The sequence below is a fragment of the Janthinobacterium sp. RA13 genome (assembly GCF_000745325.1).
Classification (GTDB): Bacteria; Pseudomonadota; Gammaproteobacteria; order Burkholderiales; family Burkholderiaceae_D; genus Janthinobacterium; species Janthinobacterium rivuli.
The window spans coordinates 4,420,333-4,434,965 of record NZ_JQNP01000001.1 but is presented as its reverse complement, the minus strand read 5'-3'; the positions used below and the strand labels follow the sequence as shown (position 1 = coordinate 4,434,965).

The 14,633-nt window shown below is 63.4% G+C and carries 14 protein-coding genes; 8 read left to right on the top strand and 6 right to left on the bottom strand.

All coding sequences use genetic code 11. The annotated features are described in order from the left end of the window. Window positions 1-38: 38 nt before the first annotated feature. The 6 genes from FG13_RS19555 to FG13_RS19530 all read left to right on the top strand — a co-directional run bounded on the left by FG13_RS19555 (window position 39) and on the right by FG13_RS19530 (window position 5,716). A complete protein-coding gene (locus FG13_RS19555; protein ID WP_035823552.1) occupies window positions 39-1,097 on the top strand; it encodes a branched-chain amino acid ABC transporter permease in 1,059 nt (352 codons plus the stop codon). Between the two features lie 58 nt (window positions 1,098-1,155). Next, the gene (locus FG13_RS19550) at window positions 1,156-2,475 is read left to right on the top strand and encodes an ABC transporter substrate-binding protein (protein ID WP_035823550.1); all 1,320 of its coding nucleotides are present in this window, start codon (window positions 1,156-1,158) and stop codon (window positions 2,473-2,475) included. 127 nt (window positions 2,476-2,602) lie between these two features. Continuing rightward, on the top strand, window positions 2,603-3,430 hold the full coding sequence (locus FG13_RS19545) for an ABC transporter ATP-binding protein (protein WP_051959260.1): 828 nt from the start codon (window positions 2,603-2,605) through the stop codon (window positions 3,428-3,430). 15 nt (window positions 3,431-3,445) lie between these two features. After that, window positions 3,446-3,805: an MmcQ/YjbR family DNA-binding protein gene (locus FG13_RS19540; protein ID WP_035823548.1), complete on the top strand. Its 360-nt coding sequence runs from the start codon at window positions 3,446-3,448 to the stop codon at window positions 3,803-3,805. Next, the gene (locus tag FG13_RS19535; RefSeq protein WP_035823546.1) at window positions 3,802-5,058 is read left to right on the top strand and encodes a phenylacetate--CoA ligase family protein; all 1,257 of its coding nucleotides are present in this window, start codon (window positions 3,802-3,804) and stop codon (window positions 5,056-5,058) included. Before FG13_RS19540 ends, FG13_RS19535 begins: the two co-directional genes overlap by 4 nt. A gap of 76 nt (window positions 5,059-5,134) precedes the next feature. After that, window positions 5,135-5,716 carry a hypoxanthine-guanine phosphoribosyltransferase gene (locus FG13_RS19530; protein WP_035823544.1) on the top strand — a complete coding sequence of 194 codons (582 nt, stop codon included), beginning with the start codon at window positions 5,135-5,137 and terminating at the stop codon, window positions 5,714-5,716. 123 nt (window positions 5,717-5,839) lie between these two features. On the opposite strand, the gene FG13_RS19525 is transcribed toward FG13_RS19530, so the two are convergent. The 3 genes from FG13_RS19525 to FG13_RS29590 all read right to left on the bottom strand — a co-directional run bounded on the left by FG13_RS19525 (window position 5,840) and on the right by FG13_RS29590 (window position 8,051). Further along, complete coding sequence (locus tag FG13_RS19525; RefSeq protein WP_035823538.1) at window positions 5,840-6,793, bottom strand: NAD(P)H-dependent flavin oxidoreductase; 954 nt, start codon at window positions 6,791-6,793, stop codon at window positions 5,840-5,842. A gap of 99 nt (window positions 6,794-6,892) precedes the next feature. After that, window positions 6,893-7,816, bottom strand: coding sequence for an MBL fold metallo-hydrolase (locus FG13_RS19520; protein WP_035823536.1), 924 nt, complete (start codon window positions 7,814-7,816; stop codon window positions 6,893-6,895). Window positions 7,817-7,823: 7 nt separating this feature from the next. Continuing rightward, window positions 7,824-8,051: a DUF1289 domain-containing protein gene (locus FG13_RS29590; RefSeq protein WP_081922648.1), complete on the bottom strand. Its 228-nt coding sequence runs from the start codon at window positions 8,049-8,051 to the stop codon at window positions 7,824-7,826. A 278-nt stretch (window positions 8,052-8,329) separates the two neighbouring features. On the opposite strand from FG13_RS29590, the gene FG13_RS19515 reads away from it, so the two are divergent. Continuing rightward, entirely contained in the window at window positions 8,330-8,743 is a 414-nt protein-coding gene (locus FG13_RS19515) for a CopG family transcriptional regulator (RefSeq protein ID WP_035823534.1), read from the top strand. Window positions 8,744-8,797: 54 nt separating this feature from the next. After that, on the top strand, window positions 8,798-10,036 hold the full coding sequence (locus FG13_RS19510) for an extracellular catalytic domain type 1 short-chain-length polyhydroxyalkanoate depolymerase (protein WP_235211775.1): 1,239 nt from the start codon (window positions 8,798-8,800) through the stop codon (window positions 10,034-10,036). On the opposite strand, the gene FG13_RS19505 is transcribed toward FG13_RS19510, so the two are convergent. The 3 genes from FG13_RS19505 to FG13_RS19495 form a co-directional block, all read right to left on the bottom strand. Further along, complete coding sequence (locus FG13_RS19505; RefSeq protein ID WP_035823533.1) at window positions 10,029-11,180, bottom strand: response regulator; 1,152 nt, start codon at window positions 11,178-11,180, stop codon at window positions 10,029-10,031. The genes FG13_RS19510 and FG13_RS19505 overlap by 8 nt on opposite strands. A 31-nt stretch (window positions 11,181-11,211) precedes the next feature. Beyond that, window positions 11,212-14,259 carry a response regulator gene (locus tag FG13_RS19500; protein ID WP_035823531.1) on the bottom strand — a complete coding sequence of 1,016 codons (3,048 nt, stop codon included), beginning with the start codon at window positions 14,257-14,259 and terminating at the stop codon, window positions 11,212-11,214. 95 nt (window positions 14,260-14,354) lie between these two features. Then, window positions 14,355-14,552 carry a cysteine-rich CWC family protein gene (locus FG13_RS19495; RefSeq protein WP_035823529.1) on the bottom strand — a complete coding sequence of 66 codons (198 nt, stop codon included), beginning with the start codon at window positions 14,550-14,552 and terminating at the stop codon, window positions 14,355-14,357. Between the last annotated feature and the right edge of the window lie 81 nt (window positions 14,553-14,633).

Below are 14,633 nucleotides of genomic sequence, written 5' to 3'. Positions count from 1 at the left end.
TCCGACAAACACCCCAACAGCCAGCAAAGGACCACCCCATGATTTACCGTGAAGCAGGACAATTCAAGACCAGCTACCAGGCTGACAACCAGATTTTCCCGATCCGGCAAGACCGCCTGGCGCTGACGGCCACGCTCCTCGTCGCCGTCTTCCTCCTGCCGTATGTCGCCTCGCCCTACATGCTGTCGGCGATCCTGATCCCCTTCCTGATCTTCGCCCTGGCGGCGCTGGGCCTGAACATCCTGACCGGTTACGCGGGCCAGCTATCGCTGGGCACGGCCGCCTTCATGGCCGTGGGCGCCTTTGCCTCGTATAACTTCATGGCCCGCCTGCCAGGATTGCCGCTGCTCGTGTCCTTCATCCTCGGCGGCCTGTGCGCGGCCATGGTGGGCATCGCCTTCGGCCTGCCTTCCTTGCGCATCCGCGGCTTTTATTTGGCCGCTTCCACCCTGGCGACGCAGTTTTTTGTCGTCTGGTGCCTGACCAAGATTCCGTATCTGACCAACTACAGTTCCTCGGGCGTCATCACGGTGCAGAAGATGACCATCCTCGGCTACCAGTTCGACACGCCGCAAAGCAAATACCTGCTGGTGCTGGCCATCGTTGCCGGCATGGCCCTGCTGGCCAAGAACATGATCCGCTCGAACGTGGGCCGCTCGTGGATGGCCGTGCGCGACATGGACATGGCGGCCGAGGTGATCGGTTTCCGGCTGATGCGCACCAAGCTGCTGGCGTTTGCCGTCAGCTCCTTCTACTGCGGCGTGGCCGGCGCACTGTATGCGTACGCCTACCTGGGCACGGTGGAACCGGAAGCGTACAACCTGGACCTGTCCTTCCGCATCCTGTTCATGATCATCATCGGCGGCGTCGGTTCGATTTTAGGCTCCTTCCTCGGCGCGGCCTTCATCGTGCTGCTGCCCGTCTTCCTGAACACCATCGCGCACGGCCTGTCGCTGCCCACCAGCGTGGCCTCGAACCTGGAGCTGATGGTGTTCGGCGCGCTGATCATTTTCTTCCTGATCGTCGAGCCGCACGGCCTGGCCAGGCTGTGGCAGATCGCCAAGGAAAAATTGCGACTCTGGCCCTTCCCCCATTAAGTTTTTGCAGTCGATGTCGGTTCACTTGAATACCAAATAAAACAAGAGGAGACACACAATGAAACACATCAAATCGCTCATGCTGGCCACCGCCATCGCCAGTGCCGCACTCACCATGGCCGGCAGCGCGCAGGCGCAGGACAAGGAACAGTACATCGCCCTGCCGTCCTACCGCGTGGGCCCTTACGCGGCCGGCGGCTCCGGCTTCTACGGCGGCATCATCGATTACTTCAACCTGGTCAACCAGGCCGGCGGCGTCAACGGCGTGAAAATCAGCTGGGAAGAATGCGAAACGGAATACAACCCGTCGCGCGGCGTCGAATGCTATGAACGCCTGAAAACCAAGCAGGGCGGCGCCACCCTGGTCGAAACCCTGTCCACCGGCGTCGCCTACGGCATCCTCGACCGCGTGGCGCAAGACAAGATTCCCATGACGATGATCGGCTACGGCCGCTCGGACGCCGCCAACGGCAAGGTCTTCCCGTATGTGTATCCGCTGATCTCCAGCTACTGGAGCCAGGCCGCCGGCATGATCAAGTACCTGGGCGACAAAGATGGCGGCATGGACAAGCTGAAAGGCAAAAAGATCGTCCACCTGTACCACGATTCGGCCTTCGGCAAGGAGCCGCTGCCCGTGCTCGAAGCGCTGTCGAAACAGTACGGCTTCGAGCTGGTCAAGATTCCCGTCGCGCCGCCCGGCAGCGAACAGCAATCGCAATGGCTGCAAATCCGCCAGGCCAAGCCGGACCACGTGATCCTGTGGGGCTGGGGCGTGATGAATTCCGTTGCCATCAAGACGGCGCAGCGCAACGGCTTCCCGCGCGACAAAATGCTGGGCGTCTGGTGGGCCGGTTCCGAGGAAGACACGATTCCATCGGGCGAAGCGGCCAAGGGCTACACGGCGATGACCTTCAATACGCCGGGCAACTACCCGGTGCTGGACGACATCCGCAAAAAACTCTACGCGTCCGGCAAGGGCAACCTGTCCGACCAGTCGCGCATCGGCTCCGTCTACCACATGCGCGGCGTGACGGCCGGCATCCTGTGGGTGGAAGCGATCCGCGCGGCGCAGGAAAAATTCGGCAAGGGCAAGCCGATCACGGGCGAGCAGATGCGCTGGGGCCTGGAAAACCTGAACGTCGACGATGCGCGCCAGAAGGCCGTCGGCGCGCTGGGCATGTTCCCCACCGTGAAAACCAGCTGCGACGACCATGAAGGCTCGGGCGCCGTGAAAGTGCAGCAGTGGGATGGCAAGAAGTGGACCGCCATCACGCCGAAATGGATCGTCGGCGACAAGGCCCTGGTGCGCAAACTGGTCGAGGAATCGTCGGGCAAGTACGCCGACGAGAAAAAGATCACGCCGGCGTGCATGAAGTAAGCGGCTTTCGGGGTGGTGTCGGATTACGCGCGTTGCGCTAATCCGACCTACCTGGATACGACGTAGGTCGGATTAGGCCGCAGGCCGTAATCCGACAAGCACCACCACCTATGAAAACGAAGCAGCCATGAACCATACTGCCACTGAAATACCGCCGCCCTACCTGTCGGTGAACAATATCGAAGTCATCTACGACCACGTGATCCTGGTCCTGAAGGGCGTGTCGCTGCAGGTCCCGCAGGGCAAGATCGTGGCGCTGCTGGGCGCCAACGGCGCCGGCAAGTCGACCACCCTGAAAACCATCTCGACCCTGCTGCGCGGCGAACGGGGCGACGTCACCAAGGGCGAAGTCCAGTTCAAGGGCGAGCGCGTGGATCAATTGACGCCGAATGAACTGGTCAAGCGGGGCCTGTCGCAAGTGATGGAAGGGCGCCACTGTTTCGGCCACCTCACGATCGAGGAAAACCTCTTGACGGGCGCCTACACGCGCAGCCTGTCGCGCGGCGAACTGAAAGACGCGCTGGACAAGGTCTATCACTATTTTCCGCGTCTGAAAACGCGGCGCAGCAGCCAGGCCGGCTACACCTCGGGCGGCGAGCAGCAGATGTGCGCCATCGGCCGTGCGCTGATGGCCAAACCGTCGATGATTTTACTGGACGAGCCCTCGATGGGCATCGCGCCGCAGATCGTCGAAGAGATCTTCGGCATCGTCAAGGATTTGAACCACAAGGAAAACGTCTCTTTCCTGCTGGCCGAACAGAACACCAATGTGGCCCTGCGCTACGCCGACTTCGGCTACATCCTGGAAAACGGCAGAGTCGTGATGGAAGGGCAAGCCCAGGAACTGGCCAGCAACGAAGACGTCAAAGAGTTTTACCTGGGCGTCTCCAGCGCCGGGCGCAAGAGCTTCCGCGACATGAAGTTCTACCGCCGCCGCAAGCGCTGGCTGGCCTGACGCAGGAAGCACATCATGGACCTGGAACGGGCGAAGGCAGTCTGCCGCGGTTTTCCCGGCGCGACCGAAGACATCAAGTGGACGAACGTGCTGGCGTTCTCCGTCGGCGGCAGGCTGTTCGCCCTGTGCGGCGCGGAAGCGCACAGCACGCGCGGCATGAGCTTCAAGGTTGATGCGGAACGCTTCCTGGAATTGACGGACCGCCCCGGCTTTCGCCCGGCGCCCTACCTGGCGCGGGCCAAATGGGTGCTCGTCGCCAGTCCCGACGCCCTGGACGACGACGAAATGGCCGCCCTGCTGCACCGCTCATACAGCCTGATTGTGGCGGGGCTGACGAAAAAAATGCAACGTGACATTGGAGAATCCGCAACATGACCGATACGCTCGACAGTCTGGAAGCACGCGCCCCCGAAGCGCGCGAACGCGAATTGATGGCCGGCCTGCCGCAGCTGATCGCGCGCGCACAACAGGCGCCGGGCTGGGCCCGCATTCTCGATGGGATCAACGCGGCCGACATCACCAGCCGCGCCGCGCTGGCGCAGCTGCCCGTGACGCGCAAGTCCGACCTCAAGCAATTGCAGCACGACGCGCTGCCGTTCGGCGGCTTGAACACGACGCCAAAAAACGCCCTGTCGCGCGTGTTCGTCTCGCCCGGCCCCATCTTCGATCCGGAAGGCCGCGGACCCGACTGGTGGCGCTTCGCGCGTCCCATGTATGCGGCCGGCGTGCGCGCCGGCGGCTTGCTGCAGAACTGCTTTTCGTATCACTTCACGCCGGCCGCCTTCATGGTCGAAGGCGGCGCCGCGCGCATCGGCTGCACCGTCATCCCGGCCGGCATCGGCCAGACGGAAATGCAGGTGCAGGCGATGGCCGACCTGAAGCCCGACACGTATATCGGCACGCCGTCATTTTTAAAACTGATCATCGAGAAGGCGCGTGAAATGGGCGCCGACATCAGCAGCGTCACCAATGCCGTGATGGGCGCGGAAGCCTTGCCCGAGTCCTTGCGCAGCTGGTTTGCCGAAAACGGCGTGCCGCACGTGTTCCAGACTTATGCCTCGGCCGATATCGGCAGCATCGCCTATGAAACGGCCAGCAATGGCAAGCTCAATCCGGGCATGGTCGTCGATGAAAACGTGCTGCTGGAGATCGTCCATCCGGGCAGCGGCATTCCCGTCGCGCCGGGCGAGGTGGGCGAAGTCGTCGTCACCGTCTTCAATGCCGACTACCCGCTGATCCGCTTCGCCACGGGCGATCTGTCCGCCGTGCTGGTCGATGCGCCGGAGTCGCCGTGCGGGCGCACGAATACGCGCATCAAAGGCTGGATGGGACGCGCCGACCAGACCACCAAGGTGCGCGCCATGTTCGTGCATCCGTCGCAGGTGCATGACATCGCGCGCCGCCATCCGCAAATCAAGAAGGCGCGGCTGGTCGTGTCCGGGCGCATGGCCAATGACGAGATGGCTTTGCATTGCGAAGTCGACGATCCGACGGACGCCAGCGGCGTGGAAGCCATCATCGGCTCGATCCGCGAACTGACCAAGCTGCGCGGCGACGTGCTGCTGGTGGCCGTGGGCAGCCTGGCGCAGGATGGAAAAATAATCGACGACGTGCGCGATTACAGCTAGGCGTAGCGCACGGATGGCGTTTGCGGGATAATACCCGCATTCATCATCAGCCCCATTCATCGCCATGCAAGAGTCCATGCAAGAATTTCATCACAACCGTGCCCGTGACCTGATCAAGAACGCGGAACTGCTGTTCGACCAAGATACCGTGCAGGCGTCGATCACGCGCATGGCCGATGTGCTCAACACGCGCTTCAACGCCGAGGACTCGAAAGAGTTCCCGCTGGTGCTGGGCGTGATGGGCGGCGCCGTCGTATTTACGGGCAACCTGCTGCCACAGCTGAGCTTTCCGCTCGAATTCGACTACATCCACGTGAGCCGCTACGGCGACGACGACAAGGGTGGCGAGGTGGTGTGGAAAGTCATCCCCCGCTCGAATGTAGCGGGCCGCACCGTCATCGTGCTCGACGATATTCTCGACGAAGGCGAAACCCTGGCGCACGTCAAGCAGCGCTTGCTGGACATGGGCGCCTCGGAAGTGATCCTGGCCGTGTTCGCCGACAAGGCCATCGGCAAGAAGAAGCCGGTACAAGCCGACATCGTCGGCCTGGTCATCCCGAACCGCTTCGTCGTCGGCTTCGGCATGGATGCGTATGGCTACTGGCGCAATCTGCCAGGGCTGTGGGCCATCAAGCCTGAGGATTTGAAGCAGGAGTGATGATTTATCGGATTACGCGCTGCGCGCTAATCCGACCTACGCCACCGGGTTCGAGTAGGTCGGATTAGGCCAAAGGCCGTAATCCGACAACTACCACCAGCGTTACAGCAACTACCACCAGCGTTACAGCTTCAACCGCGCGCGCGCCGCATCGTATTCGGCTTTCAGCCGCGCCACCATCTCTTCCACGCTCGGCACATCGTCCATCAAGCCCACGCCCTGGCCCGCGCCCCAGATGTCGCGCCAGGCCTTGGCGCTGCCCGAGCCGAAATTCATCGCGCTCTTGTCCGCTTCGGGCAAGGCTTCCGGATCGAGTCCGGCCGCTTCGATCGATTTTTTCAGGTAATTGCCGTGCACGCCCGTAAACAGGTTGGTGTAGACGATGTCCGCGGCGCTGGAATCGACAATGGCGTCGCGGTAGCCGTCGCTGACGTTCGATTCCTTGGTTGCCAGCCAGCGCGAGCCGATGTAGGCGAAGTCGGCGCCCATCGCTTGCGCGGCCAGCACGGCGTCGCCCGTGGCAATCGAGCCCGACAGCGCCAGCGGACCGTCGAAAAATTTGCGCACTTCGCCCACCAGCGCGAACGGCGACAGGGTGCCCGCGTGGCCGCCGGCGCCGCTGGCCACCAGGATCAAGCCATCGACACCGGCTTCCAGCGCCTTTTTCGCGTGACGGATCGAGATCACGTCATGCAGTACGATGCCGCCATAGCTGTGGATGGCGTCGAGCATTTCCTTGGGCGGCGCGCGCAGCGAGGAAATGATGATGGGGATCCGGTGTTTCACGCACACTTCCACGTCATGCGCGAGGCGGTCGTTCGACTGGTGCACGATCTGGTTGACGGCGATCGGCCCGACTTTTTTATCGGGGTTGGCGGCCTGGAAGGCGGCCAGTTCGGCCTGCAGCTCCGTGAGCCACGTATCGAGCAATTCGGCGGGACGCGCATTTAAGGCCGGGAAGGAACCGACGATGCCGGCCTTGCACTGCGCCGCGACGAGGGCCGGGCCGCTGGCGATGAACATCGGCGAAGCGATAACGGGTAAGGAGAGGTTTTGCAACGCAACAGGCAATGCCATGGCGGACTCGCTGGAAAGTTGATCGGACGTGAAAGACACACTGAGCTTGATTATAGTGCAGAAAAAGTACGATCGTGCTGAATTTATCGCCTGGCCGTTTCAGCCTTCGTTGAGCAAGTACTCACCCTCGACGCGTGCCGCCGTGGCTCTCACCAGCTGCGACACGGCCCACTCGGCCAGCGCGGCCGCCTCCTGGCGCAGGAAGCGCCGGTTGGCCTCTTCGAAGATGGGCATGCCGCGCAACAGGGCCGGTATGGCGGCGAGGGCGATGCGCTGGCGTTCCAGCAGCAGGAATTTCAGCAGCACTTTCACGGCGTTCTGCGCATTGCGCACGGGGTCGGACGCCAGGTAATCGAGGCGAGACCAAGCACGCTGCAGGGCGCCGGCGGCATCCGTGAAGGGCCGCCCGTGGCCGGGGATCACCACGCGCACGTCCAGGCCGGCGATCAGGTCCAAGGTGGTGCGCGCCTCAGCAAAACCGGAGCCGCCATCGAGTTCCGGGAAGATCACGCCAAAGCCGTTTTCCCACAGGGCGTCGGCGGAGATCAGGATGCCCTCGTCGGCGCAGTAAAAAATCAGCGAGTGCGGATCGTGGCCGGGCGCGCCCAGCGCTTGCCAGCGCATGCCGGCCAAGATCAACATGTCGCCGGGCGAGACGGTGGCGTCAAAACCGAAGCGCGGGCATTGCTGGCCCGTGGCCTGAAAACTCAGGGCGTCGACGTCCCAGGCGCGCACCTTGTCCGCTTCCGACACGGGAATGGCCGTATGGCAGCCGTATTCCTCTTGCAGCAGCGCGTTGCCGCCGCAATGGTCGGAGTGCAGATGGGTGTTGAGCAGGCGGTCCAGGGGACGGCCATCGAGACTGTGGCGCAGCAGGGCCAGGGTTTGCGGCGCATGCGTGACATAGCCGCTGTCGATCAGCGCCGTGTCGTCCCGGCCCTGGAACAGGATGTTATTCGACGACAGCCAGCCGCGTTCGAACACCTGCATGGCATCGGGGAACAGCGCTGGCGATCGCGGCATGGCTTCCTCAGTAGTCGGGCTCGAAGTCGAGCAGGGATTCTCGTCCTGGCAATTCGGCCAACACGGCGCGCTTGAAGTCGTCGTCGGCCTTGCTCCAGGCGATGATTTCGTCGAGCGTGCGCAAACAGCCTTCGCACAAGCCGCTGTTGCGGTTCATCTTGCACAGGCTGACGCAGGGCGACGGCACCGGCGAGGGGAGCGGAACGGCTGGCGGAGGTGGGGGAGCGACCATCATGGAGCGACATCGGTAAACGTGTAGGCTTGCATTATGCCGCGAAACGGCGCCGGCGAGTCGGCGGCATCGCCATGCAATGTTTCTGTGAGTATATTTTCCAGAGTGAAAATGATCAAAAACGTATCTTCGGGAAATTTATTTTGCGCTGCATTCTCACTCTGCGGGTACCCGTCCTACAACACGATCCGGTCAAATCCTGCTTGACTTGAGATATTACACAACTATACTACCATCCATACAGATGGCAAATGGATGCCACGTGGAGTTTTTGGAGAGATATGGCCAAGCAAGACAGCAAGCCCAAAATTGGGGAATCCGAGAAAATCACGATCAACCTCGGCTTGATCGACCTGGGGCAGATCGATTTGCTGGTCCAGGAGGGATTTTATTCCAACCGTACGGATCTGATCCGTACGGCCATACGCAACCAGCTGGGTACCCACGCCGACGTGGTGAAACAAACCGTCGCACGTAAAAGCCTGGTATTGGGCATGCAGCATTATTCGCGCGCCGACCTGGAGACGATCCAGGCAGCCGGCCAGCGCCTGCAGATACAGGTGCTGGGACTGGCCAGTATCGCCAGCGATGTCTCCGTGGAACTGGCACTGGCCACCATCGAGTCGATTTTCGTATTAGGTGCCCTGCACGCCAGCACCGTCGTCAAGACGGCGCTCGCAGGGCGAATTCACTAGCGTATTGGTTTGCGGCGATGACCCGGCCGATGCGCGGCACCGTTAAGGATGGTCATGAAACTACCTGTCAACATGCTGGCGCAGATGCGCGCCGCAACCCGTAATCTGATGGGCAGCGGTCCCGCCGCCGCCACCGAAGCAATCCAGCAGGCGCTGTCCGCCGCCGGCCTGGCGCCGCAGGCGGCAGCCACGCAAGCGCCGCCCATGCGTGATATCAATCCGGCACCGGCGCAGGCCCGGGCCGAGCCGCCGCAAGCTGACGCCGTACCACCCACGCCCGCGCAGGCGGCGCAGGACTTCGCGCAGGATTTCATGGCGCGCCTGGGCGTGCCGGCCGGCCTGGGCCAGCACAGCTTCGACATGCCCAGCTTCGAGCTGCCGAATTTCCACCCGCCCGGTTTCAATACGCCCGCCGCCACGCCGGTGGAAATGCCGGCAGGTGCCCAATTCATCGACGGCGTGTACCGCAACCATGCGGGCACGCGCTCCTACAAGCTGTATATCCCCAGCAGCTACCACGGCCAGGCCATGCCGCTGATCGTCATGCTGCACGGCTGTACGCAAAATCCCGACGATTTCGCCGCCGGCACGCAGATGAATGCGCTGGCCGAAGAAAAGGAGTGTTTTGTTGTCTACCCGGCGCAAACGCAGGGCGCCAACAGTTCGCGCTGCTGGAACTGGTTCAACGCCATCGACCAGCAGCGCGACCAGGGCGAGCCGTCGCTGATCGCTGGCATCGCCCGCCAAGTGATCGACGAATATCCTGTGAATGAACGCGAAGTGTTCGTCGCCGGCCTGTCGGCGGGCGGCGCCATGGCCGTCATCGTCGGCACCTTGTACCCGGATCTGTTTGCCGCCGTCGGCGTGCATTCTGGCCTGCCCTTCGCCTCGGCGCAGGACTTGCCGTCGGCGCTGGCCGCCATGAAGGGCGGCGCCATGCCCAATGCCCAGCGCAAGGCGCCGGCCGGCGGCGTGCCCATCATCGTTTTTCACGGCGACCGCGACACCACCGTCAATCCGCGCAATGGCGATGAACTGATCGCCCAGGGCGTGCGCAGCCAGGTCGGCGGCAAGGCGGCCAAGGCCGCATCCATCGACGGCAGCGTGCCGAACGGCCACCGCTACACGCGCACCACGCACAGCCAGGCCGATGGTTCGCCACTGGGCGAGCACTGGGTCATCCACGGCGCCGGCCATGCCTGGTCCGGCGGCAGCCATAACGGCAGTTATACGGACGGCAAAGGGCCGGACGCCAGCCGCGAGATGCTGCGTTTCTTCAAGACCGTCAGCTGAGGTTCTCGGTGTAGGGCGCGATCTGGCGCTGCTTGTCGGCGATCTCGCACACGCCGTCCGCATAGCGGTGGGAGATGGCGATGAACTGGTCCTGGATCTGCAAAAAGGCGTCGACGATCTCGGCGTCGAAATGCGAGCCGCGTCCTTCGACGATGATCCGCACGGCCTGCGCATGGTCCATGCCCTGCTTGTAGATGCGCCGGCTGATCAGGGCATCGTACACGTCGGCCAGCGCCATCAGGCGCGCCGAAATCGGGATGGCTTCGCCGGCCAGGCCTTGCGGGTAGCCGCTGCCATCCCATTTCTCGTGGTGGCTGTAGGCGATCTCTTTCGCGTACTTGAGGAAATCGACTTCGATGCCCAGCTCGTGCTCGGCCGCCAGGATGGCGTCGCGCCCCAAGGTGGTGTGCGTCTTCATGATGGCCATTTCATGCGGTTCGAAACGTCCCGGCTTGAGCAGGATATGGTCGGGGATGCCCACCTTGCCGATGTCGTGCAGCGGCGCCGTCTTGAACAGCAGTTCGATATTCTTGTCCGTCAAAAAATCGCGGAAACGCGGCAAGCCGCGCACCTTCTCGGCCAGCGCCTTCAGGTAGTGCGAAGTGCGGCGGATATGGTTGCCCGTCTCGCTGTCGCGCGTCTCGGCCAGCGAGGCCATGGCGTGGATCGTGACGTCCTGCAGCGCCGCCACTTCCTGCACACGGCGCTCCACTTCCGTTTCCAGGTAATGATTCTGGTCGCGCAAAAAATCCTGCATCTGCTTCATCGCCAGCTGCGTCCTGATGCGCGCCAGCACGATGGGCGCCGAAATCGGCTTGGTGATGTAATCGACGGCGCCCAGGGCCAGGCCCAGCTGCTCGTCCGCCACTTCGCTCATGGCCGTGACAAAAATCACAGGAATGCCGGCCGTGGCGGGATCGGCCTTCAGCGCGCGGCACACGTCGTAGCCGCTCATGCCCGGCATCATGATGTCGAGCAGGATCAGGTCGGGCTGGTCGCTGCCGGCGGCGATCTTCAGGGCCCGCTCGCCATTGACGGCGATCTTGGTGCGGTAATCGTCTTCCAGCACCGCGCGCAGCAGGTCGATATTGTCTGGCGTGTCGTCGACCACCAGGATGGTTGGCTTGCTTGCCGGCGCTCTCATGCCCGTCCTTCGCTCTGCATAGTTATCCTTGTCACAGTGTCAGCTCCAGCGCCTCGGCCACCTCGCCCAGCTGCGCCAGCGCACCTTCGAAATCGTATTGTCCCAGCATGCGCTTCAACTGGCGCGCGTGTTCCGCCTGCCCCGCCGCGACCAGCACGGGGCCGATGCCGTCGAGGTGCTTGACGGCCTGTGCATCGTCCTGCTGCAGCAGCTGCGACAACTCGCGCAAGCCCGCTTCCAGCTGCGCCCGGTCCACCGGCGCCACGTGCGCCACCGCCGCGCCGCCCGCCTCGGCCGCATTGCCGCGCGACTGCATCGCCAGCACGATCTTCGGCACCAGCTCGTCGAGCGCCAGGGTGCAGGCGGCCAGCGCCTGCGGCAAGCCGTCGTGCGAGCCCAGGCTGAGCAAGTGCTCGACCCGCGCGGCGCTGTCGGCCAGGCCGCCGGCGCCGATATTGCCGGCCAGGCCCTTCAGGGTATGCGCTTCGCGGATCGCCGTTTCCAGCTGGTTGTTCTCGATGGCGGCAACGATGCGCTGCATCGCGTCGAACTGGGTTTCCACAAAACGCTCCAGCAATTTTCGCATCAAAGCGGCATTGCCGCCCACGCGGCGCATGGCCTCCGCCATTTTCAGGCCGGCGATCACGGGCAGCTCCGCTTCCGGCTGCGCCACCACCGCCGCAACTTCCTGCGGCGTGGCCGGCGCGATCCAGCGCGCCAGGGTGCCGAACAGCTGCGCCACGTCGATGGGCTTGGCGATGAAATCGTTCATGCCGGCGTCCAGGCATTTTTCCTTGTCGCCCACCATGGCGTTGGCCGTCATGGCGATCACGGGCAAGTTCGAATAACGCGGGTCCTGGCGCAGCTTGCGCGTCGCCTGGTAGCCATCCATCACCGGCATCTGGCAATCCATCAGCACGCCGTCATAGGCGTTTTCCTCGATCTTCGCCAGGGCGATGGCGCCATTGCTGGCGATGTCGACGCGGATGCCGGCGTCGTTGAGAATGTGCTGCGCCACTTCCTGGTTCACTTCATTATCCTCGACCAGCAGCAGCCAGGCGCCGCGCAGGGCGCGCTCGTCGTCGCGGTAGCTGCTCTGGCGCTGCGTCTTGCGGCTCTGCCCCGTCACGCCGCCAAACACGAACGCAATCTGGTCGAGCAGGGTCGAGGCGCTGACCGGCTTGTTCAAGACGCCGTCGAGCGGCAAGTCGCGCTGGCGCGCCGCTTCCAGCAGCGCTTCGCGATGGAAGGCCGTGACCATGATGCAGGCCGGCGTCGCATCGATGCCGGCGGCATCGGCGCGGATGCCGGCCAGGGTATCGAGGCCGCTCATGCCCGGCATTTTCCAGTCCATCAGCACCAGCCCGTACGGGCGTCCCTCGGCGCGCGCCTGCGCCACGGCGCCGATGGCCAGCGCGCCGCCAAGCACGGCGCGCGCCTCGAAACCGAGCGCCGTCAGCATGCTGACGAAGATTTCACGCGCACTGGGGTTGTCGTCGACCACCAGCACGCGCAGGCCATGGAATTGCAGCGGCACTGGCAGACCGTCGCGCGGCACGGCAGCCAGGCCGAAGCGGGCCGTGAAGAAAAAGGTGCTGCCCACGCCCGCTTCGCTGACCAGGTCGATCTCGCCTTCCATCATTTCCACCAGGCGCTTGCTGATGGTCAGCCCCAGGCCCGTGCCGCCATGGTGGCGCGTGGTGGACGTGTCAGCCTGGGTAAAGGCCTGGAACAATTTGCTGCGCTGGGGCGGCGTGAGGCCTATGCCGGTGTCGCGCACATCCACGCGCAGCACGGCCGCATGTTCTTCCAGCTGCTGCAGGCGGATGGTGACCACGATCTCGCCCTTCTCCGTAAATTTGATGGCGTTGTTGGTCAGGTTGATCAGCACCTGGCCCAGGCGCAGCGGGTCGCCTTGCAAGGCGTTCGGCACGTCGGGGGCGATGTCGAACAGCAGTTCCAGCCCCTTGTCCTGGGCGCGCATCACGGACAGGTCGGCGATCTGCGCCAGCACGTCCTCGAGGAAGAAATCGACTTTTTCAAAAGCCATCTTGCCCGCTTCGATCTTCGAGAAATCGAGGATGTCGTCGATGATGGCCAGCAGGTTCTTCGACGCCGATTCCACCTTCTCCAGGTAGTTGCGCTGTGTCGACGTGAGGTCCGTCTGCAGCGCCAGGTGGGTCATGCCGATGATGCCGTTCATCGGCGTGCGAATTTCATGCGACATATTCGCCAGGAAGTCCGACTTCATCTTGGTCGCATCCTCGGCCACTTCGACGGCGTGGCGCAGGTCCTGCTCGACGGCCAGGCTGGTGCTCATGTCCTTGAGCGCCTGCAGCAATTCGCCCGTCTCGTCGCGCGACGTCACTTCGATGACGGAACTGAGGTCGCCATTGGCCACGCGCGTGGCGATCGCCACCGCCTCGCCCAGCGGACGCGTGATCGAGCGCGCCGACCAGGCAAAGGCCAGGCCCGTCAGCAAGGCCGCCAGGCCGATGCCGCCCATCAGCAGCAGCGAGGTGTCGATGTCATTGCGTATCCTGGCCGCGCTGTCGCGGATCAGCTGCTGCTGCAGGTCGTCGAGCTGGCCCACGTACAGCAGCACTTTTTCCAGCACCGGCAAGGTCTGCGTCTGTATGGCCTGCTCGGCGAGGGCATCCTCGCCGCGCTCGACCAGTTCGAACATCGCCTTGAGCGAAACATAATAGTCGGCGCGCGCCAGGTGCATCTGTTCCAGCAGGCGCCGCTCCTCGGGCCGTGCATCGAGGCCGTCGAGGATGCGCACCTGCTCATCGATGCCTTGCTTGATCGCTTCCAGGCGCGCCTGGTTCGCCTGGCGCAGCGCCAGCTCGTGCTGGTTCGGCAGGTTGCCGATGCGCGTGGCCGCCTCGCGCGCCAGCCCGTGGATCTTGCTGGTGGCCTTGGCGGCGACCCAGTCGCGCTGCAGGATATCGTCGGTCTCGGCGCGGATGGCATAGATGCGGCTGCCGGACAGGACGATGACGACCAGCATCAGCACGATCAACATGGCATAACCGGCATTGATGCGCACGCCGATACTGATATCCCTGAAGCGCATAACTTTCCTATAAGAAATTCTTGAAAATCGAAGTCTGACCGTATTCCCCTACAAAATGCAAGGTCTTTTGCAAAGGAAAAAGCGTGCCGATGCGCTTATTTGGCCGGCGTTGCTGCCGGGCGCGTCAAGCTGGCGATATGGGCTTGCAGGCAGGCGGGGCACCAGCAGCCGATGGCGGCGCTGCCGGGCACGGGAACGGCCGGCGGCAGGGAGATGCACCAGCAGGGCTCCTTGGCGTCCGGGTCAAGCTGGCCACACTGGAAAGTGGCGCCGCACAGGCTGCACTGGCTCATGGCTGTGTGTGAATTGGCAAGTGTGTGTCATGCTGCGCCGGGAGGCGACGCAGATGTAACGGGCAGTAAAAGGGCTGGCTG

Bases quoted from the DNA above. Each gene is read 5' to 3' on its own strand.
- FG13_RS19530 (WP_035823544.1), top strand. From the start codon at position 5,135: ATGCAAGAATTTCATCACAACCGTGCCCGTGACCTGATCAAGAACGCG.
- FG13_RS19540 (WP_035823548.1), top strand. From the start codon at position 3,446: ATGGACCTGGAACGGGCGAAGGCAGTCTGCCGCGGTTTTCCCGGCGCG.
- FG13_RS19515 (WP_035823534.1), top strand. From the start codon at position 8,330: ATGGCCAAGCAAGACAGCAAGCCCAAAATTGGGGAATCCGAGAAAATC.
- FG13_RS19535 (WP_035823546.1), top strand. From the start codon at position 3,802: ATGACCGATACGCTCGACAGTCTGGAAGCACGCGCCCCCGAAGCGCGC.
- FG13_RS19500 (WP_035823531.1), bottom strand. From the start codon at position 14,259: ATGCGCTTCAGGGATATCAGTATCGGCGTGCGCATCAATGCCGGTTAT.
- FG13_RS19520 (WP_035823536.1), bottom strand. From the start codon at position 7,816: ATGCCGCGATCGCCAGCGCTGTTCCCCGATGCCATGCAGGTGTTCGAA.
- FG13_RS19495 (WP_035823529.1), bottom strand. From the start codon at position 14,552: ATGAGCCAGTGCAGCCTGTGCGGCGCCACTTTCCAGTGTGGCCAGCTT.
- FG13_RS19555 (WP_035823552.1), top strand. From the start codon at position 39: ATGATTTACCGTGAAGCAGGACAATTCAAGACCAGCTACCAGGCTGAC.
- FG13_RS19550 (WP_035823550.1), top strand. From the start codon at position 1,156: ATGAAACACATCAAATCGCTCATGCTGGCCACCGCCATCGCCAGTGCC.
- FG13_RS19510 (WP_235211775.1), top strand. From the start codon at position 8,798: ATGAAACTACCTGTCAACATGCTGGCGCAGATGCGCGCCGCAACCCGT.
- FG13_RS29590 (WP_081922648.1), bottom strand. From the start codon at position 8,051: ATGATGGTCGCTCCCCCACCTCCGCCAGCCGTTCCGCTCCCCTCGCCG.
- FG13_RS19525 (WP_035823538.1), bottom strand. From the start codon at position 6,793: ATGGCATTGCCTGTTGCGTTGCAAAACCTCTCCTTACCCGTTATCGCT.
- FG13_RS19545 (WP_051959260.1), top strand. From the start codon at position 2,603: ATGAACCATACTGCCACTGAAATACCGCCGCCCTACCTGTCGGTGAAC.
- FG13_RS19505 (WP_035823533.1), bottom strand. From the start codon at position 11,180: ATGAGAGCGCCGGCAAGCAAGCCAACCATCCTGGTGGTCGACGACACG.